This window comes from Streptomyces sp. NPDC002055 (genome assembly GCF_040296705.1).
Lineage (GTDB): Bacteria > Actinomycetota > Actinomycetes > Streptomycetales > Streptomycetaceae > Streptomyces.
This window is the reverse complement of the sequence record NZ_JBEOXS010000018.1, coordinates 106,121-130,589: the sequence shown is the minus strand read 5'-3', so window position 1 is coordinate 130,589 and position 24,469 is coordinate 106,121. Positions and strand designations below refer to the sequence as shown.

Annotated in this window: 18 protein-coding genes and 2 tRNA genes; 3 read left to right on the top strand and 17 right to left on the bottom strand. The window is 70.3% G+C overall.

All coding sequences use genetic code 11. The features are described from left to right. Positions 1 to 600 precede the first annotated feature (600 nt). Positions 601 to 1,149, top strand: coding sequence for a Uma2 family endonuclease (locus ABT112_RS14095; protein ID WP_502975335.1), 549 nt, complete (start codon positions 601 to 603; stop codon positions 1,147 to 1,149). Positions 1,150 to 2,047: 898 nt separating this feature from the next. On the opposite strand, the gene ABT112_RS14090 is transcribed toward ABT112_RS14095, so the two are convergent. The 7 genes from ABT112_RS14090 to ABT112_RS14060 all read right to left on the bottom strand — a co-directional run bounded on the left by ABT112_RS14090 (position 2,048) and on the right by ABT112_RS14060 (position 9,516). After that, entirely contained in the window at positions 2,048 to 2,653 is a 606-nt protein-coding gene (locus ABT112_RS14090; RefSeq protein ID WP_351509123.1) for an HAD family hydrolase, read from the bottom strand. A 5-nt stretch (positions 2,654 to 2,658) separates the two neighbouring features. Continuing rightward, entirely contained in the window at positions 2,659 to 4,011 is a 1,353-nt protein-coding gene (locus tag ABT112_RS14085; RefSeq protein ID WP_351509121.1) for a sugar porter family MFS transporter, read from the bottom strand. After that, on the bottom strand, positions 4,008 to 5,030 hold the full coding sequence (locus ABT112_RS14080; protein WP_351509118.1) for a Gfo/Idh/MocA family protein: 1,023 nt from the start codon (positions 5,028 to 5,030) through the stop codon (positions 4,008 to 4,010). Before ABT112_RS14080 ends, ABT112_RS14085 begins: the two co-directional genes overlap by 4 nt. Beyond that, complete coding sequence (locus ABT112_RS14075) at positions 5,027 to 6,568, bottom strand: GMC family oxidoreductase (protein ID WP_351509116.1); 1,542 nt, start codon at positions 6,566 to 6,568, stop codon at positions 5,027 to 5,029. Before ABT112_RS14075 ends, ABT112_RS14080 begins: the two co-directional genes overlap by 4 nt. Before the next feature lie 60 nt (positions 6,569 to 6,628). Next, complete coding sequence (locus ABT112_RS14070; RefSeq protein WP_351509114.1) at positions 6,629 to 7,390, bottom strand: SDR family NAD(P)-dependent oxidoreductase; 762 nt, start codon at positions 7,388 to 7,390, stop codon at positions 6,629 to 6,631. Further along, positions 7,387 to 8,607 (bottom strand): sedoheptulose 7-phosphate cyclase, encoded by a 1,221-nt coding sequence (locus tag ABT112_RS14065; protein WP_351509112.1) that lies wholly within the window; start codon positions 8,605 to 8,607, stop codon positions 7,387 to 7,389. The genes ABT112_RS14070 and ABT112_RS14065 overlap by 4 nt, the downstream gene beginning before the upstream one ends. Before the next feature lie 836 nt (positions 8,608 to 9,443). Then, positions 9,444 to 9,516: transfer RNA gene (locus ABT112_RS14060), tRNA-Ala, on the bottom strand. Positions 9,517 to 9,678: 162 nt separating this feature from the next. Here ABT112_RS14060 and ABT112_RS14055 point away from each other — a divergent pair. Then, positions 9,679 to 10,227, top strand: a complete 549-nt coding sequence (locus tag ABT112_RS14055) for a helix-turn-helix domain-containing protein (protein WP_351509109.1) — start codon at positions 9,679 to 9,681, stop codon at positions 10,225 to 10,227. Positions 10,228 to 10,251: 24 nt separating this feature from the next. Continuing rightward, positions 10,252 to 11,790: a serine/threonine-protein kinase gene (locus ABT112_RS14050; protein WP_351509107.1), complete on the top strand. Its 1,539-nt coding sequence runs from the start codon at positions 10,252 to 10,254 to the stop codon at positions 11,788 to 11,790. Between the two features lies 1 nt (position 11,791). Here the strand turns inward: ABT112_RS14050 and ABT112_RS14045 are convergent, their stop codons facing one another. The 10 genes from ABT112_RS14045 to gnd all read right to left on the bottom strand — a co-directional run bounded on the left by ABT112_RS14045 (position 11,792) and on the right by gnd (position 24,324). Next, positions 11,792 to 13,360, bottom strand: a complete 1,569-nt coding sequence (locus ABT112_RS14045) for a hypothetical protein (protein WP_351509105.1) — start codon at positions 13,358 to 13,360, stop codon at positions 11,792 to 11,794. Further along, positions 13,357 to 15,273, bottom strand: coding sequence for a vWA domain-containing protein (locus ABT112_RS14040; RefSeq protein ID WP_351509103.1), 1,917 nt, complete (start codon positions 15,271 to 15,273; stop codon positions 13,357 to 13,359). The genes ABT112_RS14045 and ABT112_RS14040 overlap by 4 nt, the downstream gene beginning before the upstream one ends. A gap of 148 nt (positions 15,274 to 15,421) precedes the next feature. Beyond that, positions 15,422 to 15,556 carry a DLW-39 family protein gene (locus ABT112_RS14035; protein WP_003958712.1) on the bottom strand — a complete coding sequence of 45 codons (135 nt, stop codon included), beginning with the start codon at positions 15,554 to 15,556 and terminating at the stop codon, positions 15,422 to 15,424. A gap of 158 nt (positions 15,557 to 15,714) precedes the next feature. Further along, positions 15,715 to 15,788 (bottom strand) — tRNA-Ile (locus ABT112_RS14030). Between the two features lie 48 nt (positions 15,789 to 15,836). Continuing rightward, positions 15,837 to 16,652 carry a DUF3566 domain-containing protein gene (locus ABT112_RS14025; RefSeq protein WP_351509101.1) on the bottom strand — a complete coding sequence of 272 codons (816 nt, stop codon included), beginning with the start codon at positions 16,650 to 16,652 and terminating at the stop codon, positions 15,837 to 15,839. Positions 16,653 to 16,655: 3 nt separating this feature from the next. Continuing rightward, a complete protein-coding gene (gyrA, locus tag ABT112_RS14020) occupies positions 16,656 to 19,283 on the bottom strand; it encodes a DNA gyrase subunit A (RefSeq protein WP_351509099.1) in 2,628 nt (875 codons plus the stop codon). A 42-nt stretch (positions 19,284 to 19,325) separates the two neighbouring features. Continuing rightward, a complete protein-coding gene (gyrB, locus tag ABT112_RS14015; protein ID WP_351509097.1) occupies positions 19,326 to 21,380 on the bottom strand; it encodes a DNA topoisomerase (ATP-hydrolyzing) subunit B in 2,055 nt (684 codons plus the stop codon). A 269-nt stretch (positions 21,381 to 21,649) separates the two neighbouring features. Continuing rightward, entirely contained in the window at positions 21,650 to 22,186 is a 537-nt protein-coding gene (locus ABT112_RS14010; RefSeq protein WP_351509095.1) for a DciA family protein, read from the bottom strand. Beyond that, positions 22,186 to 23,367: a DNA replication/repair protein RecF gene (gene recF / locus ABT112_RS14005; protein WP_351509094.1), complete on the bottom strand. Its 1,182-nt coding sequence runs from the start codon at positions 23,365 to 23,367 to the stop codon at positions 22,186 to 22,188. The genes ABT112_RS14010 and recF overlap by 1 nt, the downstream gene beginning before the upstream one ends. Positions 23,368 to 23,448: 81 nt before the next feature. Further along, positions 23,449 to 24,324 carry a phosphogluconate dehydrogenase (NAD(+)-dependent, decarboxylating) gene (gnd, locus tag ABT112_RS14000; RefSeq protein ID WP_351509093.1) on the bottom strand — a complete coding sequence of 292 codons (876 nt, stop codon included), beginning with the start codon at positions 24,322 to 24,324 and terminating at the stop codon, positions 23,449 to 23,451. Between the last annotated feature and the right edge of the window lie 145 nt (positions 24,325 to 24,469).

Below are 24,469 nucleotides of genomic sequence, written 5' to 3'. Positions count from 1 at the left end.
ACGCGGGCCGCCGGTGTGGCAGAGCGACGCCTCGGATGGCGGGGGACCAGGAGTGGTCCCCCGCCATCCGTCGTACGGGGTCGCCAGGCCATCCTGTCGCTTGCTCCGCCCGTGCCGCCCCGGGACGGATCAACCACGTCTCCTTGCACGGGACTTCCACCGACGCAGCAGGCCTTCTCCGAGCAGGAGGCTTGCCCCGGCCCGGCCGGCTCGGGCAGAGCCCGGTGCGACCGTCCCCGCGGGCGCAAGGCAGCTCCCGGGAACCACGGCTGCTTTGTGAGCCCCGGGTGACTCAGCTGCGGTGGAGACCGCTGCGGCCGATCGTCCGCGATCGACTGTCCGTGATGCCGCCCCGAGGAATCTCAGGGGCGCGGGCCGGTTGGGCATGCACATCACCGGGTTGACGCCGGACCGTCCTGACACTCGACGCCTCCGGGAGGCACTCGCCCACGAGGATGCACTACGTGCCGCACACCGGGAGCGGCATCAACTACGCTGACGCCAGGTGCATGGCCCGTGTCCATGATCCGGGATCAAGGCCCCTGGTCGCTCCTTACGCAGCGCTTGGAGGAAGCCGTGACCGCCGAACTTCCCGACTGGATGATCCCGCCCAGGCCGAGCGGCTGGGAAGCCGACGACCTCGACCACCTCCCCCAAGCACCGCGGCACACCGAACTGATCGACGGAGCCCTGATCTTCATGATGTCGCCGCAGCGCTCCTGGCACTCCCGGCTCGTGGAGAACATGACATTCGCTCTACGTCAGGCGGCCCCTACGGGGTTCGAGGTCGAGCGGGAGATGACCGTCCGTCTCGACAACAAGAGTCGTCCCGAGCCCGACATCCTGGTCACCACCGCCGCATACGATCCCGACCGCACCTGGTACGCACCCGACGACATCGCTCTCGTCATCGAGGTCGTCTCGGAGGAATCAGCCGACCGCGACCGATCCCTCAAGCCCTTCAAGTACGCCCAGGCCAAGATCACCCATTTCTGGCGCATCGAGGACGAGGCCGGGGCACCCGCCGTCCACACCTACGAACTCGACGTTATGACCAGCACCTACGTACCCACCGGCATCCACCGAACCCGCCTGAAGGACTCCGCCCCGTTCCCCCTCGACATCGGCCTCACCTCTCTCGTTCCCTAGGTGAGGACGATCGCTGAGGCAGCCCCCGTGGACAGGTCGGTCCCGGCCTGGTCAGGGTGGATCCCGCGGTCGCGCGCGCTCATCATCACGCGGCGGGGATGTCCGCTTCACCGTCGCGTCGGCCCACGCGGCCGACGCGGACAAGCAGGCGGCCATGGCGGAGATCGAGTTCTTCAGCCCCGTCCAGCGCCCATCGCACCTGACCCGCGAAGATCTGGACCGACGAACCCGCCGTCCACGGGGCCGGCGGGTTCGGTCAGGTTCCGGGGTTCACCACTCCGGGCTCTTTCGAACCCGTGTTCCTGCGCCAGCGAGGGAAGACCCAGCGCGCCGAGGCGCAGCTCTCCCGCGAGCAGGACTACCGCCGACTCACCGAACTAGCCGTGAAAACTCAGGAATTGACGGACCACAAGCTGTCCGAGATCGCCACCCAGCTGGCCGACATGCGCTCGCGGGTGGAATCCATGGAGAAGACCCTCAAGGACGTCGAGTAGTCACGTGACCCCGTGACCGCCGAGCGGTCGCGCGCGAACGGATCGGTGAGCCGGGCTGGCACCCGACGGACCGGTGAAGGGAAGTCGCTGGAACTGGATCCCCGCTCGAAAGGAGAGCAGTTCATACTGCTCGAGAGCAGTCTCCGCAGGGTTTGACAGCCGGTATGGATCTCCACGCCCTCCTCCTTCCGCTCAGCGGCTGATCCCTTCGGATCGGCCGGGTCGCCTGGGTGCACCTACGCTCTTGATCCACCGCGGGCGGCGGCTCCTCGACACGTTCACGGCGGACATCTTCGCCGGAGACGACGCCGCGAGCCCCTCACCCATTTCACTACGGAACGCCCTGCACGACACGGGCACCTCGGGTGAATGGACCCTCGCGTGTGGCCAGCCTTACGGCGGGTTCAGGCTGCGGTGCGCCCTGTGTAAGGCCTGACGTCGATGACCGCCATGCCGGCGGCGTGGGCGGCCGCGATGCCCTCCTCGCTGTCCTCGTAGACGAGGCAGCGGGAGGGATGGGCGCCCAGGCTGCGGGCGGCGGTCAAGAAGATGTCGGGGGCGGGCTTGCCGTGGGTCACGTCGTCCCGGGTGACCAGTGTGCCGAAGGCGTCGTGGAACGGCTGGTGGCGCAGGGTGGCTTCGATGACGTGGCGGGCGCCGCCGGAGGCCACGGCCATGGGCAGGCGGTGGCGCATGGCCTCGACGACCTCCAGGACCGGTTGCAGTGGTCGTACGGAGTGCGCCTCCTTGAGGAATTGCGCATCGCGGTCGGCGACAAGCGTGTCGACGGGGCGGGAGAGGCCAAGGCCGCGTTCGGCGACCAGGGTGTGGATCATTTCGGCGGAGGACAGCCCGGTGCGTGCGTCGAACCACTCCTGTTCGAGTTCCACTCCCTCGGTGGCCAACGTGCCTGCCATGGCGCGGTAGTTGGCGTACTGGCTGTCGACGAGGGTTCCGTCCCAGTCGAAGAGGAGGCAGGCGGCGGTACGGGGGGCGAGGTCGGGATGCATGGGCGTCAGTCCTCGGGGGTGGGGGTCGAAGGGATGGATACGGGCCGGCGAGCGGCGGGCGAAGGGGACGTCGCGTTCAGGTCGCGGCCCCGGGTTTCCGGCATCCAGATACCGAGAGCGAGGGCCGAGGCAAGGGTGATGGCCGCGTAGAGGGTGAACGCACCGGCCAGTGACAGCTCCGCGACCAGCGGGAGGAACGTGGTGGCAACGACGAAGTCTGCTGCCCAGTGCGCCGCGGTGGCCAGGCTCATCAAGGCGCCGCGTACTCGTGCCGGGTAGATCTCGGCGATGTACACCCAGAAGACCGCGGCGGGCCCGACAGCTCCTGCGGTGATGAACACGCACAGCAGCAGCGCGGTGGCCACGCCGTCGAGACCTCGGGCCTGGACGACGGCGATGGCTACCGCGGCGACTGCCATCACGGCGAGGCCGCCGAGCATGAGCGGCCGTCGTCCCCACCGGTCGAGGAAGACGATGGTGACGACTGTGGCCAGGACATTGCAGAGACCCACCAAGACCGATCCTGCGATGCCGCCGCTGGCGGTGAGGCCGCTGGAGGCCAGGATGGTGGGTGCGTAGTAGATGGCGGTGTTGAGGCCGGTGAGGTGGACCAGGACGGAGATGGTCAGGCCCAGGACGACCCAGCGCCGCCCGGCGAGTTCACAGGCGCGTCGCAGGCCGGGCGTCCTGGTGTCGGCGCTGTCGGTGGCCTCGGGTGCAGCGAGCCCGAGGCGGGCCGCGGCCCGGGCTGCGCTGTCGGCCCGACCCCGGCTGCTCAGCCAGTCCGGGGACTCGGGGACGAGCGCCATGCCGACGAGGACCAGCAGGGCGGGCACGGTGGCCACGGCGAAGGTGCCGCGCCAGTTGCCCTGCGGCTCCAGGGCGTATGCGACGACGTAGGAGAGGAGCAGGCCGATGGTGATCATGAGCTGGTTGAGGGTGACCAGGGCGCCGCGCCGGGCGGGCGGCGCGATCTCCGAGATGTACAGCGGCACGGCGAACGACGTGGCTCCCAACGCGAGCCCGACCAGGAACCGTCCGGTGAGCAGGGAGAACGTGCCGGTGGCCGCGGTGGACGCGAGCGTGCCCGCCAGATACAGGGCGGCGGCCGATGCGATGACGGCGCGCCGCCCGAATCGGTCGGCCAGCCGCCCGCTGGTGGGGGCCGTCAGAGCGGCCCCCACCAGCGCGGCGGATACCGCCGCTCCCTGTGTCCAGGACGAAAGACCGAAGGTGTCGGTGACTTGTGGCAGTACCCCGGCGATCACGCCGGTGCCGTACCCGAAGAGCAGTCCGCCGACCGATGCGATCAGCACCGCGACGGTGCGCAGGACCGCGGGGCTGCGGACCGCGGTCACCGGGGCACCGTCGCGTCCGATGTCGGGGCGAGTGCGCCCGCCGCGGCGGCGGAGGCGGTGAGTGCCGCCCCGACCCGTGCTGCGCGCCGCGAGTCGGTAAGGGTGACGGGCGTGGGCCCGCCGGTGCGGACGGCCTCTGCGAACGCGGCCACTTGGAGCTGATAGTGGTTGGCGGCGGGCACCGTCTCCGTGCGCGTCCCCTGGGCGGTCAGCACGGTCAGGACTCCGTCCTCACCACTCATTGCCCAGGCGTTGCTGACCGTAAGGGTGCCGTGGGTGCCCTGCAGTTCGTACCACGACCGCGGTCCGTAGTCGATGCTGTAGTCGAAGACGGCGCTGCGCCCCTGCCCGAAGTCCATGGTGCCGGTCGCGCTGGTCTCCACCGCCTCGCCGGGGCGGGTGTGGAAGTGCGCCGAGACCTGCTGCGGTGCCTGCCCGAAGAACAGCTGGGGGACGTCGATGGCGTAGCACCCCACATCCCAGGTGGCGCCGCCGCCGAGCTTCGGCTCGAGCCGGATGTTGCCGCTGCCGGCCTCGATGGCGAAGGCGAACGAGGCCCGTACGACGCGCAGTTCGCCGATCTCACCGGAGGCGAGCAGTTCGGTGGCACGGGCCTGCTGCGGGTGGAAGCGGTACATGAACGCTTCCATCACGGTCCGGGACGCGGCCCGGGCGGCGGCCTCGATGCGCGCACAGCCCTCCTCGTCCAGGGCCATGGGCTTCTCGACCAGGACGTGCTTGCCCGCTTCCAGCGCGCGTACGGTCCAGTCGACGTGATCGGTGTTGGGCAGCGCGATGTACACGGCGTCGATGTCCCGGTCGGCGAGGAGCGCCGCGTAGTCCGGGAGCGCCGTCGCACCGAACTTCCCTCCTGCGTCGGCGGCCTGGGCCGCTCGTCCGGGCCGGGAGGCCACGGCGGACAGGACGCATCCGGGGGTCTGCGCGATGGCGGGCATCAGATGCGTCGCGATGTAGGAGGTGGCACCGAGCACACCCCATCGCAGAGTGGTGGTCGTCATGAGCAGTCCTCCTGGATGAATTCCGCCGCGCGTTCGGCGATCGCCACAACGGCGGTATGGATGTTTCCGGTGATCATGCTGGGGATGACCGAGGCGTCCGCGACGCGCAGGCCGCGCAGGCCGCGCACCCGCAGCCGCGGATCGACGACCGCCTCGTCGTCCGCCTCGAGCCCGAACCGGCAGGTGCCCACCGGGTGGAACTGTGTCTGAGCCTGGGTCCGTACGAACGTCTCCAGCTCGTGCCGCGTGGCGTGGGCTGACAGCGGGCCGCCGCTGCCGAGTGAGGCGAGCGGGTCGGTGGCGGCGATGTCCCGGGCGACGCGCACGCCTTCCACCAGGACGGCGAGGTCCGCCGGATCGCTGAGGTAGGCGGGGTCGATCAGGGGAGCGGTCAGCGGGTCGACGCCGGCCAGGGTGAGTCGGCCACGGCTGCGGGGACGGGTGACGCCCGGCCCCACGGTGAAGCCGTGGCCGATCAGGGAGGCGTCGTTGAGGTTCTTCATCGGGGCGAAGGACAGCTGTACGTCCGGCGCGGGCGAGTCGGCGTACAGGGTGACGAAGCCGCCTGCTTCCCCGAGGTTGGAGGAGTCGGCGACCGGGTGCCCTCCGGCGGTGTCGTAGGCGAGTGACACCTGGATGTGGTCGTGCAGATTGCCGCCCACACCCGGCACGTCGGCAACGAGCGGGACTCCGAGGGAGGCCAGGTCGCGGGCCGGGCCGATGCCGCTGAGCAGGAGCAGCTGCGGGCTGGCCACAGTGCCGCCGCACAGCACCACTTCGCTGTGGGCGCGCACGGTCCGCGTCGTACCGTCGCGGCGGATCCGCACTCCGGCCGCCCGCCCGTCCTCCACCACTATGCCGAGTACGGCCGTTTCGGTGAGCAGCGTGAGATTGGGCCGGTCGAGAGCTGGGCGCAGATGGGTGTGGGCGGTGTTGCCGCGGCGGGCAGGGGCGTTGAGCGATTCGGCGGTGCGGGTCGTGCGGTACAGTCCGGCGCCTTCCTGGACCCCGGAGTTGAAGTCCGGGTTATCTGGAAGGCCGTACTTCTGAGCGGCCTCTACGAACGCCGCCGCGAACGGATGGGGCGAGGTGTTCTCGGCGACCGGGACACAGCCGTACCCAGGGGTACCCGCTGGGCCTTCGAGCCGCTCGATGTACGGCAGTACGTGCCCGGAGTCCCAGGTGGGGCCACCCCACCGGGCCCAGGCATCGAAGTCGGACGCGGCGCCGCGGATGTGCACCATCGCGTTGACCGCGCCCGATCCGCCGACCACCCGGCCACGCGGCCAGGCGAGGCGGCGGCCGTCGAGGGCTGCCTGCGGAGTGGTCCGATACTGCCAGTCCAGGTCGCCTCCGAGCAGGAACGGCCAGGAGGCGGGGCGGGCGATGCGCGGGTCGTCGTCACGGGGCCCGGCTTCGACGAGCAGCACGGTGCGCTCGGTGTGTTCACTGAGCCGGGCCGCTATCACACTTCCGGCGGCCCCTGCGCCCACGACGATGACGTCGTAGGCGGAGGCATGGGAGTCGTCAGGGTTCATGGGATGTCTTTCGTGGTGGCTCTCGAGGATCGAGACGGGCAGGTCGGGCCCGGGAGTGGCTCAGGTGGCCAGAAAGCCGCCGTCGACCCCGATGGTCTGCCCGTTGACGTAGGAGGCCGCGGACGAGAACAGCCACAGCGCCACGTCGGCAACCTGCTGCACCGTGCCGACCTCGCCGGACGGGATCAGCCGACGCCAGGTGGTGGCACCGCCGACCGCGGCCTCGGAGGCGGCCAGCATCTCGGTGTCGATCGGCCCTGGCGCCAGTGCGTTGACGCGCACTCCGTCGGCCGCGTGCTCCATGGCAGCGACCTGGGTCAGCGCCACGGCGGCGTGCTTGGACGCCACGTACGCCCCGATGCCGGGGAAGACGGTCCGCAGCCCGTGCACGGACGTGTTGTTGACGATGCTGCCGTGCCCTTGCGCCGCCATCAGCCGCAGTTCCTCACGCAGGCACAGCCACACACCACGGGTGTTGACCGCGAAGGCCCGGTCGAAGTCCTCCGGAGCGAGGTCGACGAGGCGCCCGTCACCAGGCACGCCTGCGTTGTTGAACGCGTGGTCCACCCTCCCGTACATCTCCACGGCTCGGGCGAACAGCCGCTCCACGTCGGCGACGTGCGTGACGTCGCAGCGGACGAACACGGCCTCGCCTCCCCGATGGCGGATCTGTTCGGCAGCGCGCTCACCTCGTTCCTCGTCGCGCCCGGCCAGTACGACCCGCATCCCTGCGTCGGCGAACGCCCCGGCCGCGGCCCGGCCGATTCCCGCGCCGGCCCCCGTGACGACGACGCTTCTGCCATGCAGCTCCTGCGCGTTCACCGGCTGCTCCCGGCCTCGGCGGGCGACGGCGTCAGGCTGCCGAAAGAGTCGGATTCCAGCAGCTCTGCCATGCCCTCGCATGCCTGCTTGATCTCCGGTTCGGACACGTCGTTGAGGAAACACACCTCACCGATCGCCGTCAGCACGGGCAGGTTCTGCTGTCCGTCCCGGTGGCGCACCGTGTCCGCGAGCCCTTCGAGGACCAGGTCCGCATCGGTGAACAGCGGATGCGAGGGAGCGAGTCCGATGCGGCGGGCGGCAGCGACGATGCGCCCGAGGTCACCGGCGGCGATCAGGCCGCGGTTGGCCGCGATGAGCGCGGAGAACACACAGTCCATGGCGACCGCCTCACCGTGCAACAGCTCGGGAAGAGCACGCATCTCCACCAGAGGGGAGAACGAGTGCCCGTAGTCCACCGACCGCTGTAGGTCCTTCTCCCACAGGTTGGGTTCCAGCTCCTCGGCCATACCCGCGATGGCCCGCCCGATGACTTCATCGGCAACGGCTCCGGGGACACCGTCACTGCCCGGCTCGGGGTCCTGGAAGCGCGTGCGGATGAGCCCGGCACCGTACTGCTCCAGGAGCTCGAAGAGCCGCCGGTCCTTGATCAGGGCCATCTTGAAGATCTCTCCCATACCGTTGCGGAGCTCGCGCTCAGGAACGGTGGCGAGGAAGGCGCGATCGATCAAAGTGCGCGGCGGCGGGCTGTAGCTACCCAGCCGGTTGCGGTAACCGCCGTAGTTGACACCTGTCTTGGCGGCAACGCTGACGTCGACCTGCGACAGCAGTGTGGTGGGCACACGCACGTAGGGGACGCCACGCCGGTACAGGCTCGCCGCCAGACCGACCACGTCAGCCACGACTCCCCCGCCGATCACCAGCGGAGGAGTACTCAGGCGGTTCGTCCCCACCTCGTTGAGCCTGTCGACCACTTCCAGGACCCGCTCGATCGACTTGTTCTCCTCCCTACCCGGCAGCACGAGGTACTCCACAGCGGCCTCGTGATGGGCGAAGTAGGAACGGATGCGGGCCCCGTACAGCGCGTCGACGGCGTCATCGACGATCACCAGACGCGTGCCCTTGCCCTGGCCTCCGCCGGGAACGGCCAACAACTCGAGGTTGCCCGGCGAAAGTAGCTCAGGGGTCTCAGCTATCTCGTACTCGACAGGCAGCTGACTCCTGACCAGCCAGCTTGTACGAGAGTTCAGACGACTCAACGTGCTGCTCCTGCCTTTCGACGATGTCGGTGCCCCGCCGCGGCCCTGCCCTGGCGGGGTCATCACCCACAGCTCCTGACGCGACGACGTGCACTTCAACTTGTGAAGCAGAGCGCAGCACTGTCACGCCAAAGAGTGAAGATCACTTCGGCGAACGTAAGCGCGCCCGGAGCCCTTCTGCAAGATCAACAAGATGCCGAAACGCCCCATAATGGAGCACCTTGCACCGGGCCGACAGTGGCGCTTCTCACGCAAAAAGGGCCACGGTCGAGGTCAGACCGATGATCACGGGCATTACCGTCGGCCCATTCCCAGATCGACAGGCTCTTCGTCCTGCTTGCGGCCACCGCGGACGTGGTCGACAGACCGAGTTGAGGGTGTATGTGAACCGCTCCCACAGCCGTACGAAAAGAGGGAGCCGCAGTCGGCTCGCCGCCAGAGCTCGGGTCGGCACTGGCTGATGGTGGGCGGCGTAGCTGCGGCGGTGCAGAGCGTGCCCGCCGGTGCCGGAGTCCAGCCGAACCAATCGCCATAGCGCGCTACGGCCGCATCGGCTGCCGCGGAGTCCGCGATCTCCGCGATGCCTTCGAACGTTGCCCAGCAGTCCCCGTCCACTCGGCGGCCAGCACCAGAGGCCCCGGCTCCGCACATCCTCCCTGTCTCCGGGCCAGTACCCCAACGGCCAGGCCTAGGAGATCAACGGGAGAGGCGCGGGTATGCAAACCCCTTGCGCGACATGGGCTCCCATCGGCCCAGAGGGCATCGATGCGCCCACTGATGGGCACAAAAAATGCCCCCTGAAACTGCGTTTCCGCAGGTCAGAGGGCATTTAACTGTGGAGCCTAGGGGAGTCGAACCCCTGACATCTGCCATGCAAAGACAGCGCTCTACCAACTGAGCTAAGGCCCCGAGGGTGGGGAAGCCGGACGTTGCGCATCGCGCGCCGCCGACTGCCGCAGACCAGAGTACCGGGTGTTCGGGGGAACCCTGCAAAAGGATAAGGGACTCCCGATCGGCAATCACGCTCCGTAGGATGTCGCGCGAGGTTCGCAGCAGCGAAGGGGAGTCGGCATGGATGCAGCACAGCAGGAAGCCACAGCGAGAGCCCGGGAGCTGCAGCGCAGCTGGTACGGCGAGCCTCTCGGCGCACTGTTCCGCCGGCTGATCGACGACCTCGGCCTCAACCAGGCCCGGCTGGCCGCTGTGCTGGGACTGTCCGCCCCCATGCTGTCGCAGCTCATGAGCGGCCAGCGGGCGAAGATCGGCAATCCCGCGGTCGTGCAGCGGGTCCAGGCCCTCCAGGAGCTCGCGGGGCTCGTCGCCGACGGCAGCGTGAGTGCCGCCGAGGCCGCGGACCGGATGGAGGAGATCAAGAAGACCTCCGGCGGGTCCGTACTGAGCACCACCGCACAGTCGACGCCGAGTTCGGGTGCTCCCACCGTGCGGCGGGTGGTCCGGGAGATCCAGTCGCTGCTGCGGTCCGTGGCCGCGGCGGGGGACATCATCGAGGCCGCGGACGCTCTCGCCCCGACCCAGCCGGAGCTGGCAGAGTTCCTCCGGGTGTACGGCGCCGGGCGGACCGCTGAGGCGGTCGCCCACTACGAAGCGCACCAGGGCTGACGGGCAAGGGGCTGACACGGGGCAATGGGTGAGGTCTTCGCCGGCCGGTACGAGCTGATCGATCCGATCGGACGCGGTGGGGTGGGCGCGGTCTGGCGCGCGTGGGACCAGCGGCGGCGGCGCTATGTCGCCGCCAAGGTGCTCCAGCAGAGCGACGCGCACACGCTGCTGCGGTTCGTGCGCGAACAGGCGCTCCGGATCGACCACCCGCACGTCCTGGCTCCGGCGAGCTGGGCCGCGGACGACGACAAGGTGCTGTTCACCATGGAGCTGGTGCGCGGCGGCTCCCTCGCCCATCTCATCGGCGACTACGGACCGCTCCCTCCCCGCTTCGTCTGCACCCTGCTCGACCAGCTGCTCGCGGGCCTCACCGCCGTGCACGCCGAAGGGGTGGTGCACCGCGACATCAAGCCCGCCAACATCCTGCTCGAGGCGACCGGTACCGGGCGCCCGCATCTGCGGCTCTCCGACTTCGGCATCTCGATGCGCAAGGGAGAACCTCGGCTCACGGACACCAACTACGTCGTGGGGACGCCCGGTTACTTCGCTCCCGAGCAAATGCTGGGGGCGGAGCCGGACTTCACCGCGGACCTCTACGCGGTCGGTCTGGTCTCGGTGTTCCTGCTGACCGGCACCAAGCCGGACTCCCAGGCCCTGGTCGAGCGCTTCACCTCCCACGGGGTGCCGAGCGCGCCGGAGGGCGTGCCGGAGCCGCTGTGGCAGGTGCTCGCGGGCCTTCTGCAGCCGGACCCGCAGGCCCGCTTCCGGACGGCGACCGGCGCCCGCAAGGCCCTCACCGCCGCGACCGAGATGCTGCCGGACACCACGCTCGACGAGGAGGCCGTCGAGGTCTTCGACCACATCGGGCCGCTGCCCGCGGGGTTCGGCCCGGAGGGACCCCCCTCCGGGAAGCCGGCCGACGGTGCCGCTCCGGCCGAGGCGTCCGCGTCGATGTCGGCGACCGGCAGCTTCCCGCTCGCGCCACCGGCGCAACCCGCCCCGCAGTCCGTCGCCCCGCAGCACACCGCACCACTGTCCGCAGCCCCGCAGTCCGCAGCTCCGCAGTCCGCTGCCCCACAGCCTCCCGGACCGCTGCCCGAGCAGCCGGGCACTCCACCGACGCCCGACCCCGTTCCGAGCGGCGGGCCGTACTCCCCGGCATCGGCTCACGCTCCGGCCCCGGCCCACGCTCCGGCACCGCACTCCGCTGCGCCATCGCACCCTCATGTGCCGGCGCACGCTCCTCCAGCGGTGCCCGCCCAGCCTCCGGCCACCCCCACCGCTCCGATACCTCGGACCCGGCATCCGGCGACTCCTTCCCCCATGGCGGCCCCGGACGCCTCCGGTGCCTCGGTGTCCGGCGTGCTCGCTCAGCACACTCCCACCCGTCCATACACCGCGGGGAGCCCGCAGGTTCCCGCGCCGGTGCCGGCCTCCTCCGCGGCGTCCCCGGCCCACGCCCCGCAACGCCGACCGGGACCGCCCCCGAAGGTGGCGGTCCCGGTGCTGGCTCTCGCGCTGCTGTGCTTCGCGGTCGGCATCTGGGCGCTGACCACGAGCTGAATCACCAGCCCTGCGGCGGACCGTACGGCGGAGACCCCGGCTGCTGCGGAGACCCCGGCTGCTGCGGTGCTTCCGGCCGGTGCGGTCCCGGCTGCTGGTCCGGCCCGCCCGGCTGCTGAGGACGGGGGAACGACGAGTGCTCCGGATGCGCCTGCGGCTGGTGGTGCGGAGGCGACTGATGGGGGACGGACTGATGGGGGACGTGGGGCTGCTGAGTGCCCGACGGGCCCACCGCTGAGGGCACCGGGTCCGGTGCCCCCGCAGCCGCCCCGGCCGCGCGCCGCCGCGCGGCGAGCGTCCACGCCCCCAGCCCCAGCAGCAGGACCGTTCCGGCGCCGAACCCCGCGACGGCGACGAGCTGCCGGGAGTCGCTCCGCTCGCTCTCGGCGGCCGTCCGTCCCTGCTCGGCCATCTCGCGGTCCTCGTCACTGACCCCGAAGCCCGCCTTGAACGCGTCCCCCCGGTAGCGGGGCGCCGCCTTCGGCTCGCCCTTGACGTCGACACGCAGCGTGAGATCCGCGCCCTTGGGGAAGAACGCCTCGGCCTTCGGATGCAGCGAGACGGCGAGGTAGTACCAGCCCGCGACGCACATCGGCGGGACCCCGGTCTCGGTGCGGAAGCGGTTCCCGTACTCCACCGGCGCGGTGAACAGCGTGGCCGCCGTCTGCTTCCCCTGGTACGCGGCGAAGTTGTCGTCGTCCACCAGCCCGCGCGCCGGGTTGTAGACGGTCAGGCCGAGCGCCTCGGTGATGAAGGGCGCGGAGACGCTCTGCTGTCCTCCCGCGGCGTTCGGCAGTTCCGCGCTCAGGTTCAGCCGTTGACCCCAGTCGACCGGGACCCGGAAGAAGCGGGTCTCCCCCGGCCGGATCCGGTCCTTCCAGATGCCCTTGGCGACCGAGCGGGCGTCGTTGAAGCCCGTTCCGCCCCTGGCGTCCTTCCGGGCCGCGGTGCCGGTGAGCGGTGCGGGGGTCGCCGTGCTCCAACTCCCCGGTTCCTGCCCGGCGGACGCGCCGCCCTTCAGCCCCGGCTCGGACATGTAGCGGATCTCGATCGGCCAGCGGCCCGGATCCGAGGTGGCCTTCCCGCCGCGCTCCACCTTGAGGAAGTAGGGGCCGCGGCGCTGGCACTGGAGAACGTCCGCACCGATCCGCCGGGTGGCGTGGTTGCCCATGGGATAGGCCATGCCGTTCCCGGTGAAACTGACCTCGCCGCTGCCGCATTCGTTGCCGTCGTTGTCCTCCAGCACCACGTCGAGGCTGTCGCTGTAGTCCTCGACCCTGGTTCCGGGCTTCGGCACCGCCACGGCCGAGATGAAGGCGGTGGACGTGGCGTCCAGCGTGACGCTGTAGTACCTGGTCTCACCGCGGCCGATGGTGTCGGTGTAGATGCCGGGCTCGATGCGTTCGGCGTTCGCGCTGCTCGCCGTGCCCTCGACCGCCTCGGCGCCCTCGGCGGTCCGGTACTCCGGGAGCCCCTGCGCACCGTCGGCCACGGCGGTGCCGGGCACCGCGGCCACCGCGCACAGCGCCGCCAGCGCGGCGAGGCACCGCGTCCTCACATCCCGCGTCACCACGAGCCACTCCTCATCGGATCCGTCCTGTTCTTCCTGCGCGCCCGCCCGTAGGCCACCGCCAGGCCGGCGAGGAGCACGACGCCGGTACCGCCCGCGACAGCGGCGATCACCGGCCGGGAGGGCCATCCTCCACCGCCGCCGTCACCGGTGCCGGCCGCGGCGCCGGGATCACCGGCCTTCACCACGGGCGCGCGGTGCTCCGGCCCCGACTTCTCCTCGCCGAGCAGTGCGACGCGCAGGGTGACACCGATCCGCGGATTCTCGGCGATCTCGTTTGCGCCGGCGCCCAACGTCACCGCGAGGTAGAAGTCGCCGCGGTGATGGACGGGGATGACGTTGGGGTGGTTCTCGTAGCGGTTGGTCCAGGCCACCGGCACGGTGCCCATCCGGAGCGCCATGGGCCGCCCCACGTAGATCTCCTGCTGCCCGAACTCCGTGGTGCCTCCGCCCACCGGGTGCCGGGCGGGGGTGTGGACCTCCGTCCTGCCGTAGGAGAACTTCCCGCCGAACCCCCGCACCGTGGGCTCGTTGGCGAACTCCACGTCGTAGCGCAGCTGCTGGTTCCAGCCCACCGGAACCTTGTACCAAAGGGTCTGCGAGGGAAGGATCCTGTCCCGCCAGACTCCCCGGCCGATCGCCCGTGCGTCGTTGAACCCCGTCCCTCCGGTGACGTCCTTCGGGGCGGTGTCCGGCAGGTTGCCGTCCCCGGCAGCCGCCCCGTAGTCCGGCTGCGACTGGGCCGGGGTGACGCCCTTGGCCAACGGCTTCTCGACGTCGAAGGTCAGCTCCAGCGGCCACCGCGCGGAGTCCGACCCCTCGGCGTCCCTGCGCTCGACCGAGAGCCAGTACCGGCCGCTGTCGTCGCACAGGCCGTCGCCGCTCTCGGACGGGACCCGGCTGATCCCCGAAGTGATCGGGGCCGCGCCCTCGTTCTGCCCGAACATCTCGGTCGCGGACGTGCAGACGCTGCCCGACCCCGACTCCACCTGTGCGGTCAGGGCATCGGTCCGGTCCACGGCCGCACCGGGCTGCGGCACTCCGGTGGCGGAGAAGTCCGCGGTGGACTTCCCGTCCAGCTCGACCGCGTAATAGCGCTTCTCGTTCGGACCGATGGTGTCCAGGAACTGCCCCGGCGTGAGCCGGGGAGCCCCGCCGGTGTCCGGGGTGCCGGTGACCTTCCGGCCCGTGAACCGGTAGCCGTCCGCCGACAGCTGTCCCGCGCGCTGGAGTTGCCGGGTGAGGGCCTTCGCGTCGGGTGCGTCGTAGTAACGGCCGTTTCCGGCCCCGGCGATGCACTCGAGCTGCTTGCGCGCCGTGCCGCGCACCTGGAAGCCGATCGCGTCGATCCGCAGGTCGACCCCGCTCCTGCCGAGCTCTTCGGCGACCTCGCACGGCGGCGGGGCCTGACAGTTGTCCTCACCGTCCGAGATCAGCAGGATCGTGCGCTTGCCGATCGCGCCGCCCGGGCGCTCCGGGAGATCGGCGGCGGCCTTGCGCAGCGACAGACCGATGGGGGTGTCGCCCTTGGGCTTCACCGCCCCCACGGCCCGCTTGAGCCCGGCCCGGTCCAGCGGCTCCACCGGCTGCGCCAGCCGGGTGTCGTCGCAGCCCCGGGCCTTGTCGGCGCCGTAGACCCGCAGGCCGGTCGGGTAGTTGTCGGGAAGCGAGTCCACCACCGTGCCGACCGCGCTGCGGGCGGCGGCGATCCGGGTCCTCCCGGATCCGACGTCATCGGCCATCGAGCCCGAGGAGTCGAGCACCATCACCATGCTGCCGCGGCCGTTTCCGGACGTGGTGGCTGCCGTCGCCGTGGTGGCTCCCGCGGCGGCCGGTGGGAGGGAGACCAAGGCCCCCGCCAGCACGACACCCCCCAGCAGACCCCGAGCTGTTCGGCGATGCGGTCGTGCCATGTCGTACGTCCCCTCCACACCCTCTTGAAGTTTTGCTCCTGCAAGGTATTGCTTTGCTTGGGCAAACATCAAGAGTCATGCGCCACGGTCCCGCAACAGCACGAAGCCCCGGCTGCACAGCAGCCGGGGCTTGTCAGGACTTGTCAGCTCACACACCCGAACCTGCGGGCACGGAGTCGGTCGCCTCCGTCCACAGATCCTGCTCGGCGCGATCCGCCTGGATCTGGCGGTACACGAGGAGCCCGCCGATGGCGGCCAGTGCGACCAGGAGAAGCTTCTTCACCGCGCGACCTCGTCTTTCTTTGACGTAGGGGACCTCTGCCGCCCGACTATACACACCGACCGATACCGATCGGTGACCTACACCGGAGCCAACTTCCCGACCCCGCCGACGAATCAGGCCCGGGCGGAGAATTCTCCGTCCGGGCCTGATCACCGCGGTGGGGCTAACAGGACTTGAACCTGTGGCCTCTTCCTTATCAGGGAAGCGCTCTAACCGTCTGAGCTATAGCCCCGCGCTGCACCGAAAGATTAGCGCACGTCGGGCGCAGTCCCAAAATCGGTTACTCGTCCTCCGCCAGCGTCAGCTCCACGCCGCCGACGAAGCCCGCCGACAGGTTGTAGATGAACGCCCCCAGCGTCGCCAGGGCCGTGGCCAGCACGACGTCGATGGCGGCGATGATCGAGGTGAACGTCAGCACCCGCGGCAGCGACAGGAACGACGCCAGATCGAAGCCGCCGCCCTCGCCGGAGCCCGTGGCCTCGCTGATCGTGCTGCCGACCGTGGTGAAGACGCCCATCGCGTCCATGACCATCCAGAGCACCGCGACGGCCACGACCGTGCAGATGCCCAGGGCGATCGAGAGCAGGAAGCTGACCTTCATCACCGACCACGGATCGGCCTTGGCCACCCGCAGCCGCGCCTTGCGGATCCGCGGGGCGGTACGGGCCGCCGCGCCGGTGCGGGGCCGCCGCACCGATGCCTGCCCGGCGCCCTGCTCCTCACCGGCCGGCGCGGGGTAGGCCTGCGGCGGGTGGTACGGCCGGTCGGCCGCGGACCCGGCCTTGGCCTCGGGCTGCGGGAGCACCTTCCCGGACTGCGTCGTCCCGGATTGGGTCTTCCCGGACCGGTCCGGTGCCGACTGAGCCTGCGCCACCGCCTCCGGCTGCGCGGCGGTCTCCGGCTGGGCGCGGAGCGGGCGGGTGTCCGTCGTCGTGCCGCCGCCCTGGGAGCTCTTCTCCCGGGCGCCGTCCCGCACGGACGCCGCCGCGGCGTCCGCGGAAGCACCACGGGCGCCGTCCGACGCGGTCGCGGACTCCGAGGAGGCTTTTTCCCCGGCTGTCGGACCGCCCGAACCGGCGCCCGTGGCTTTACTCACGACTTACTCCTCGTGCTCGTCAGCCGGGGCCTCGATGCCCTCGGCCGCCTCCGGCGCGGCGCCCTCGACTGCGTCGGCGATCTCCTCGACCTCTTCAGCCACGCGACCGGCCTCGGCGTTCCGGGCGATACCGACCACGGCATCGCGCTTGCCCAGGTTGATCAGTTGGACACCCATGGTGTCACGGCCCGTTTCCCTGACTTCGCTGACCCGGGTACGGATCACGCCGCCGCTGAGCGTGATGGCGAGGATCTCGTCGCTTTCCTCGACCACCAGCGCCCCGACCAGCGAACCCCGGTCCTCCACGATCTTGGCGGCCTTGATGCCGAGGCCACCGCGACCCTGGACGCGGTAGTCGTCGACGTCGGTCCGCTTCGCGTATCCGCCGTCGGTGGCGGTGAAGACGAACGTACCCGGCCGGACGACATTCATCGAGAGCAGTTCGTCGTCCTCGCGGAAACTCATGCCCTTCACGCCCGAGGTGGCACGCCCCATCGGGCGCAGCGCGTCGTCCGTCGCCGTGAACCGGATCGACTGCGCCTTCTTGCTGACCAGCAGCAGATCGTCCTCCGAGGAGACCAGCTCCGCGCCGATCAGCTCGTCCTCGCGGCCGTCGTCCATCTCCCGGAGGTTGATCGCGATGACGCCGCCCGAGCGGGGCGAGTCGTAGTCCTTCAGCGGGGTCTTCTTCACCAGGCCGGACTTGGTGGCCAGCACCAGGTACGGCACGGCCTCGTAGTCCCGGATCGCCAGGATCTCGGCGATCTGCTCGTCCGGCTGGAAGGCCAGCAGGTTCGCCACGTGCTGCCCGCGGGCGTCCCGGCCGGCATCCGGCAGCTCGTAGGCCTTCGCCCGGTACACCCGGCCCTTGTTGGTGAAGAACAGCAGCCAGTGGTGGGTGGTCGAGACGAAGAAGTGGTCGACGATGTCGTCCTGCTTCAGCTTGGTCCCGCGCACGCCCTTGCCGCCGCGCTTCTGCGACCGGTAGTCCTCGGTCTTGGTGCGCTTCACATAGCCGCCACGGGTGATCGTGACGACGATGTCCTCCTCGGCGATCAGGTCCTCGATGGACATGTCGCCCTCGAACGGCACCAGCTTGCTGCGCCGGTCGTCGCCGAACTTGTCGACGATCGCGGCGAGCTCCTCGCTGATGATCTGCCGCTGCCGCTCCGGCGAGGCCAGGATCGCGTTGTACTCGTTGATCTTCGTCTGCAGCTCGTCGTGCTCCTGCACGATCTTCTGCCGCTCCAGGGCGGCCAGCCGGCGCAGCTGCATCTCCAGGATCGCGTTGGCCTGGATCTCGTCGATCTCCAGCAGGCCCATCAGGCCCCCGCGCGCGACGTCGACCGTCTCACTGCGCCGGATCAGCGCGATGACCTCGTCGATGGCGTCCAGCGCCTTGAGCAGACCGCGCAGGATGTGCGCCCGCTCCTCGGCCTTCTTCAGCCGGAACTTGGTGCGGCGGACGATGACCTCGACCTGGTGCGTCACCCAGTGCCGGATGAACGCGTCCAGCGAGAGCGTGCGCGGCACACCGTCGACCAGCGCCAGCATGTTGGCGCCGAAGTTCGTCTGCAGGTCGGTGTGCTTGTAGAGGTTGTTGAGGACCACCTTGGCGACGGCGTCCCGGCGCAGCACGATGACCAGCCGCTGGCCCGTCCGCGACGAGGTCTCGTCCCGGACGTCCGCGATCCCGCCGATCCTGCCGTCCTTCACCAGGTCGGCGATTTTCTGCGCGAGGTTGTCCGGGTTCACCTGGTACGGCAGCTCGGTGACGACCAGGCACTGCCGGCCCTGGATCTCCTCGACCTCGACCACCGCGCGCATGGTGATCGAGCCGCGCCCGGTCCGGTACGCCTCCTCGATGCCCTTGCGGCCGACGACCAGCGCACCGGTCGGGAAATCCGGGCCCTTGATCCGCTCGATCAGGGCGTCCAGCAGCTCCTCGTGGGTGGCCTCGGGGTGCTCCAGCGCCCACTGCGCACCGGCCGCCACCTCCCGCAGGTTGTGCGGCGGGATGTTGGTGGCCATACCGACGGCGATACCGGCCGAGCCGTTGATCAGCAGGTTCGGGAAGCGGGCCGGCAGAACCGTCGGCTCCTGGTTCCGGCCGTCGTAGTTGTCCTGGAAGTCGACGGTGTTCTCGTCGATGTCCCGGAGCATCTCCATGGACAGCGGCGCCATCTTGCACTCGGTGTACCGCATGGCGGCCGCCGGGTCGTTGCCCGGGGAACCGAAGTTGCCGTTGGAGTCCACCAGCGGCATGCGCATGGACCAGGTCTGCGCCAGGCGCACCAGGGCGTCGTAGATCGAGGAGTCGCCGTGCGGGTGGTAGGTACCCATGACGTCGCCCACGACGCGGGCGCACTTGTAGAAGCCCCGCTCGGGCCGGTAGCCGCCGTCGTACATCGCGTACAGGACGCGGCGGTGCACCGGCTTGAGGCCGTCACGGACGTCGGGCAGCGCTCGCGACACGATGACGGACATCGCGTAGTCGAGGTAGCTGCGCTGCATCTCCGTCTCGAGCCCGACGGGCTCGACGCGCATGCCCACGCCCTCGATGGCGGCGGGCAGGCCCTCCGGCGTGACGGTCTCGGGAAGATCGGGGGTGTCTGGGGTGTCGTCGGCCATGGCTGGTCGAAGTCCTTTCGAGGTGCGGCGTAACGGGCCGACTCAGATGTCGAGGAAGCGGACGTCCTTGGCGTTGCGCTGGATGAACGAGCGCCGCGCTTCGACGTCCTCACCCATCAGCACCGAGAACAGGTCGTCGGCCTGGGCGGCGTCGTCCAGGCTGACCTGGCCGAGGACACGGTGGTCGGTGTCCATCGTGGTGATGCGCAGCTCCTCCGCGTTCATCTCACCGAGACCCTTGAAGCGCTGGACGGAGTCGTCCTTGATGCGCTTGCCGTTCCGCCGGCCCATCTCGATCAGGGCGTTGCGCTCACGGTCCGAGTACGCGTACTCGAAGTCGTCACGCCCCCACTTGATCTTGTAGAGCGGCGGGCGGGAGAGGTAGACGTGTCCCGCCTCGACCAGCGGCCGCATGAAGCGGAAGAGGAAGGTCAGCAGCAGGGTGTTGATGTGCTGGCCGTCCACATCGGCGTCCGCCATCAGAATGATCTTGTGGTAGCGGAGCTTGTCGATGTCGAAGTCCTCGTGGACCCCGGTGCCGAAGGCCGAGATCAGCGCCTGGACCTCCTGGTTCTGGAGGATCTTGTCGACGCGGGCCTTCTCGACGTTCAGGATCTTGCCGCGGATCGGCAGGATGGCCTGGTACTGCGGGTTCCGGCCGGACTTGGCCGAGCCGCCGGCGGAGTCGCCCTCGACGATGAAGATCTCGCACTTCGTCGGGTCGTTGGACTGGCAGTCGCTGAGCTTGCCCGGCAGCGACGCGCTCTCCAGCAGCCCCTTCCGGCGGGTCAGGTCGCGCGCCTTGCGGGCGGCGACCCGCGCCGTGGCGGCCTGGATGCCCTTGCGGATGATGTCCGCGGCCTCGTTGGGGTTGCGGTCCAGCCAGTCGGTCAGATGCTCGTGGACGATCTTCTGGACGAAGGTCTTCGCCTCCGTGTTGCCCAGCTTCGTCTTCGTCTGCCCCTCGAACTGCGGCTCACCGAGCTTGACCGAGATGATCGCGGTCAGGCCCTCGCGGATGTCCTCACCGGTGAGGTTGTCGTCGCGCTCCCGCAGCAGCTTCTTGTCGCGCGCGTAGCGGTTGATGAGACCGGTCAGCGCCGCGCGGAAGCCCTCCTCGTGCGTACCGCCCTCGTGGGTGTGGATGGTGTTGGCGAAGCTGTAGACACCCTCGCTGTACTGCGAGTTCCACTGCATCGCGATCTCCACCGAGAGCATCCGCTCCGTGTCCTCGGCGTCGATGTCGATCACCGTGGGGTGGATCAGGTCGCCCTTGCGGGAGTTCAGGTACTTCACGAAGTCGACGATGCCGCCCTCGTAGTAGTACCGGACGGAGAGCGGGTTGCCCTCCTCGTCGACGTGGTCGGGGCGCTCGTCCCGCAGCGAGATGGTGAGGCCCTTGTTCAGGAACGCCATCTCCTGGAAGCGCCGGGCCAGCGTCTCGAAGGAGTAGTCGGTGGTCTCGAAGATGTCCGGGTCGGCCCAGAAGGTGACCGAGGTGCCCGTGATGTCGACCGGCTCGTTCTTCGCCAGCGGGGCCGTCGGTACACCCAGCTTGTAGTCCTGGGTCCACCGGAAGCCGTCCCGCCGGACCTCGACCGAGACCTTGCTCGACAGGGCGTTCACCACGGAGACACCGACGCCGTGCAGACCGCCGGAGACCGCGTAGCCGCCGCCGCCGAACTTGCCGCCGGCGTGCAGCACCGTCAGCACGACCTCGACCGCCGGCTTCCCCTCGGAGGGAACGATGTCGACGGGGATGCCGCGGCCGTTGTCCACGACGCGGACGCCGCCGTCCGGCAGGATCGTCACGTCGATGGTGTCGGCGTGCCCGGCCAGGGCCTCGTCGACGGAGTTGTCGACGACCTCGTACACCAGGTGGTGCAGACCCCGCTCACCGGTCGAGCCGATGTACATGCCGGGTCGCTTACGGACCGCGTCCAGACCCTCGAGGACCGTGATGGCGCTGGCGTCGTACGCCTTGCCGGTCGCCGACCCGTCGCCGGAGCTCGCGACGGCTCCGTCGGGGCTGGAAGCGGTGTTGTTCTCGTTGGGGTTGCCGGAATCGGCCACGAAGCGCCCTTTCTGGCACAGCACAAGCCGTCTCCGGGGCATGCAGGAGCGGCTGCGTCGTTCGACTTGTTCCGCGAGTGGGCGGGATTGCTCTCTAGTCTACCGGTAGCGCTGACATGAATGGGGGTTTGCGGGCGCCTGAGTCCGCATGTGCCGCCCTGAACCTCCATCCGCCGACTCCCCATATGCGGGCCAGGGCTCCAAGAGGCTCACGGCGGCGCTCAGCGCTTCCGAGTGTCAACCCTTCGCTACGGTGAGGGACACCTCTTCCGCGACCCTCCGTCCCAAGGGCCTCACCCGTAGGTGTCACCCGGTCCGCGGCTGCCCGGGGAGCGCAGCGGACCGAAGCGACGGGGCGGCCCGCCGGGGCCCAGCACCTTGATCATTTTCACGGTGCCCTGCCCGAGGTCCGCGTTGAGGCGGGCCACCAGCTGCGGGGCCAGCAGCCGGAGCTGCGTCGCCCAGGCCGTCGAGTCGCACTGCACGGTCAGCACCCGCGCGTCCTCGTCGTACCGCTGCGGCTCGCAGTGCTGCGCCACCTCCGGGCCCACCATCTGCGGCCAGCGGCCCATCACCCCGCCGACCGCGGCCGGAGCCTCCCAGCCGCGCTCGGTGATCAGACGGTTGATCGCGGCGCCCAGCGGCAGCGGATCCCGGCCGTCCGCGCGGGCACCGGACCGCAGCCCGCCGCGCCGCGCCTGCTTCTTCTGCTGCGCCGCCGCGCCACGGGCCCTGGCCTGCTCCTTCGCCGCACGCAGCGCGACCCGGGCGAGATCGACGCCCGACGGCTCCGCTCCGGGGGACTTCTCCGGGGGGCGGGACTCCGCCATCACGCGCCCACCTTCTCGACGGTGCCGCCGGACACCGCGTAGCGGGCCCCGGCCAGCAGCGCCGGCACGTCCTCCGCCACCGCCGCGGTGACCAGCACCTGCTCACCCGGCGCCACCAGCTCGGCGAGCCGCTCCCGGCGCCTGGCGTCCAGTTCCGCGAAGACGTCGTCCAGGACGAGCACCGGTTCACCGGACCGGCGCGTCCCCTCCGGCACGGACGGATCCGCGCTGCCGGGGCTCTCGGCACGCAGCAGGTCGTACGAGGCCAGGCGCAGCGCGAGCGCGTACGACCAGGACTCGCCGTGGCTCGCGTAGCCCTTGGCCGGGAGCCGGCCGAGCTTGAGGACCAGATCGTCGCGGTGCGGGCCGACGAGCGTCACTCCGCGCTCGATCTCCTGCTTCCGGGCGTCGCCGAGCGCGGCCAGCAGCAGCTGGTACAGCTCCTCCCGGGTGCCCGCATCCGCCGCGCCCTCGCCGGCCGGGCCGCGGTACTCGAGCGCGACCGGGCCGCCGCCGGGTGCCAGTTGCTCGTACGCCTTGTCGGCGAGCGGCTGCAGGGCCGTGATCAGGTCCAGCCGCTGCGCCAGCAGCTCGGCACCGGCCCGGGCCAGATGCTGGTCCCAGACGTCGAGGGTGGACAGGTCGAGCGACCGCCCGCCGTGCCGCCGGGCCATCGCCGCGCTCTTCAGCAGGGTGTTCCGCTGCTTGAGGACCCGGTCGTAGTCGGAGCGCACGCCCGCCATCCGCGGCGAGCGGGCGGTGATCAGCTCGTCGAGGAAGCGGCGCCGCTCACCCGGGTCGCCCTTGACCAGCGCCAGGTCCTCCGGGGCGAAGAGGACCGAGCGCACGATGCCGACCACGTCACGCGGCCTGACCTGCGACGACCGGTTGATCCTGGCCCGGTTCGCGCGGCCCGGGTTCAGCTCCAGCTCGATCAGCTGCTGGCGGTCGTCCTGGACGACCGCCGCCCGGAGGATCGCCCGCTCGGCACCGGCCCGCACCAGCGGGGCGTCCGAGGACACCCGGTGGCTGCCCAGCGTCGCGAGATAGCCGACCGCCTCGACCAGGTTGGTCTTGCCCTGCCCGTTGGGGCCCACGAAGGCCGTGACGCCCGGGTCGAGCGGGACCTCGACCCGGGCGTACGAGCGGAAGTCGGCGAGCGACAGGTGCGATACGTACATGACGCGCTGCGGCTGCGGACGCCGCCGGCCTCCCTTGAGCTGTGTGACGGTGGCGGCCGGGGAGACCTCCCCGGCCCCGGATCAGACCGACTCGACCGCGTGGCCGCCGAACTGGTTGCGCAGCGCGGCGATCATCTTCATCTGCGGGGAGTCGTCCTGACGGGACGCGAAGCGAGCGAAGAGCGACGCCGTGATCGCGGGCAGCGGCACCGCGTGGTCGATGGCCGCCTCGACGGTCCAGCGGCCCTCACCGGAGTCCGCCGCGTAGCCGCGCAGCTTCTGCAGGTGCTCGTCCTCGTCCAGGGCGTTGACCGCCAGGTCGAGCAGCCAGGAACGGATGACGGTCCCCTCCTGCCAGCTGCGGAAGACCTCGCGGACGTCGGTGACGGAGTCGACGGCCTCCAGCAGCTCCCAGCCCTCGGCGTAGGCCTGCATCATCGCGTACTCGATGCCGTTGTGGACCATCTTCGCGAAGTGCCCGGCACCGACCTTGCCGGCGTGCACCGAGCCGAACTCGCCCTCCGGCTTGAGGGCGTCGAAGACCGGCTGGACCTTCGCCACGTCCTCGGCGTCGCCGCCGTACATCAGGGCGTAGCCGTTCTCCAGGCCCCAGACGCCGCCGGAGACACCGCAGTCCACGAAGCCGATGCCGCGGTGGGCCAGCTGCTCCGCGTGCTTCTCGTCGTCGGTCCAGCGGGAGTTCCCGCCGTCGACGACGACGTCGCCGGGCGAGAGGAGCTCGGCCAGCTCGTCGATGGTGGTCTGGGTGGCGATTCCGGCCGGGACCATGACCCACACCACCCGCGGGCCCTTGAGCTTGCCCACCAGCTCCTCGAGGCTGTGGACATCCGCGAGGTCCGGGTTGCGGTCGTATCCGATGACGGTGTGGCCTGCCTGGCGGATGCGCTCGCGCATGTTGCCGCCCATTTTGCCGAGACCGATCAGACCGAGCTCCATCAGTGCCCCTTCATAGCGTTGCGTACCTGCGGTCGAGCCTACGCCCGGTCACCGGTGCTCACCTGTGGGCTCGGCCGCTCAGCCGACCGCCCCGGGGCGATGCCTCCGCACCGACCGACGCCCGTGACGTTTCGGCAGGTGGGAG

Coding starts and splice junctions, on each gene's coding strand:
- ABT112_RS14075 (WP_351509116.1), bottom strand. CDS start 6,568: ATGAACCCTGACGACTCCCATGCCTCCGCCTACGACGTCATCGTCGTG.
- gyrA (WP_351509099.1), bottom strand. CDS start 19,283: ATGGCCGACGACACCCCAGACACCCCCGATCTTCCCGAGACCGTCACG.
- ABT112_RS14095 (WP_502975335.1), top strand. CDS start 601: ATGATCCCGCCCAGGCCGAGCGGCTGGGAAGCCGACGACCTCGACCAC.
- ABT112_RS14050 (WP_351509107.1), top strand. CDS start 10,252: ATGGGTGAGGTCTTCGCCGGCCGGTACGAGCTGATCGATCCGATCGGA.
- ABT112_RS14090 (WP_351509123.1), bottom strand. CDS start 2,653: ATGCATCCCGACCTCGCCCCCCGTACCGCCGCCTGCCTCCTCTTCGAC.
- ABT112_RS14055 (WP_351509109.1), top strand. CDS start 9,679: ATGGATGCAGCACAGCAGGAAGCCACAGCGAGAGCCCGGGAGCTGCAG.
- ABT112_RS14080 (WP_351509118.1), bottom strand. CDS start 5,030: ATGACGACCACCACTCTGCGATGGGGTGTGCTCGGTGCCACCTCCTAC.
- recF (WP_351509094.1), bottom strand. CDS start 23,367: ATGTACGTATCGCACCTGTCGCTCGCCGACTTCCGCTCGTACGCCCGG.
- gnd (WP_351509093.1), bottom strand. CDS start 24,324: ATGGAGCTCGGTCTGATCGGTCTCGGCAAAATGGGCGGCAACATGCGC.
- ABT112_RS14040 (WP_351509103.1), bottom strand. CDS start 15,273: ATGGCACGACCGCATCGCCGAACAGCTCGGGGTCTGCTGGGGGGTGTC.
- ABT112_RS14010 (WP_351509095.1), bottom strand. CDS start 22,186: ATGGCGGAGTCCCGCCCCCCGGAGAAGTCCCCCGGAGCGGAGCCGTCG.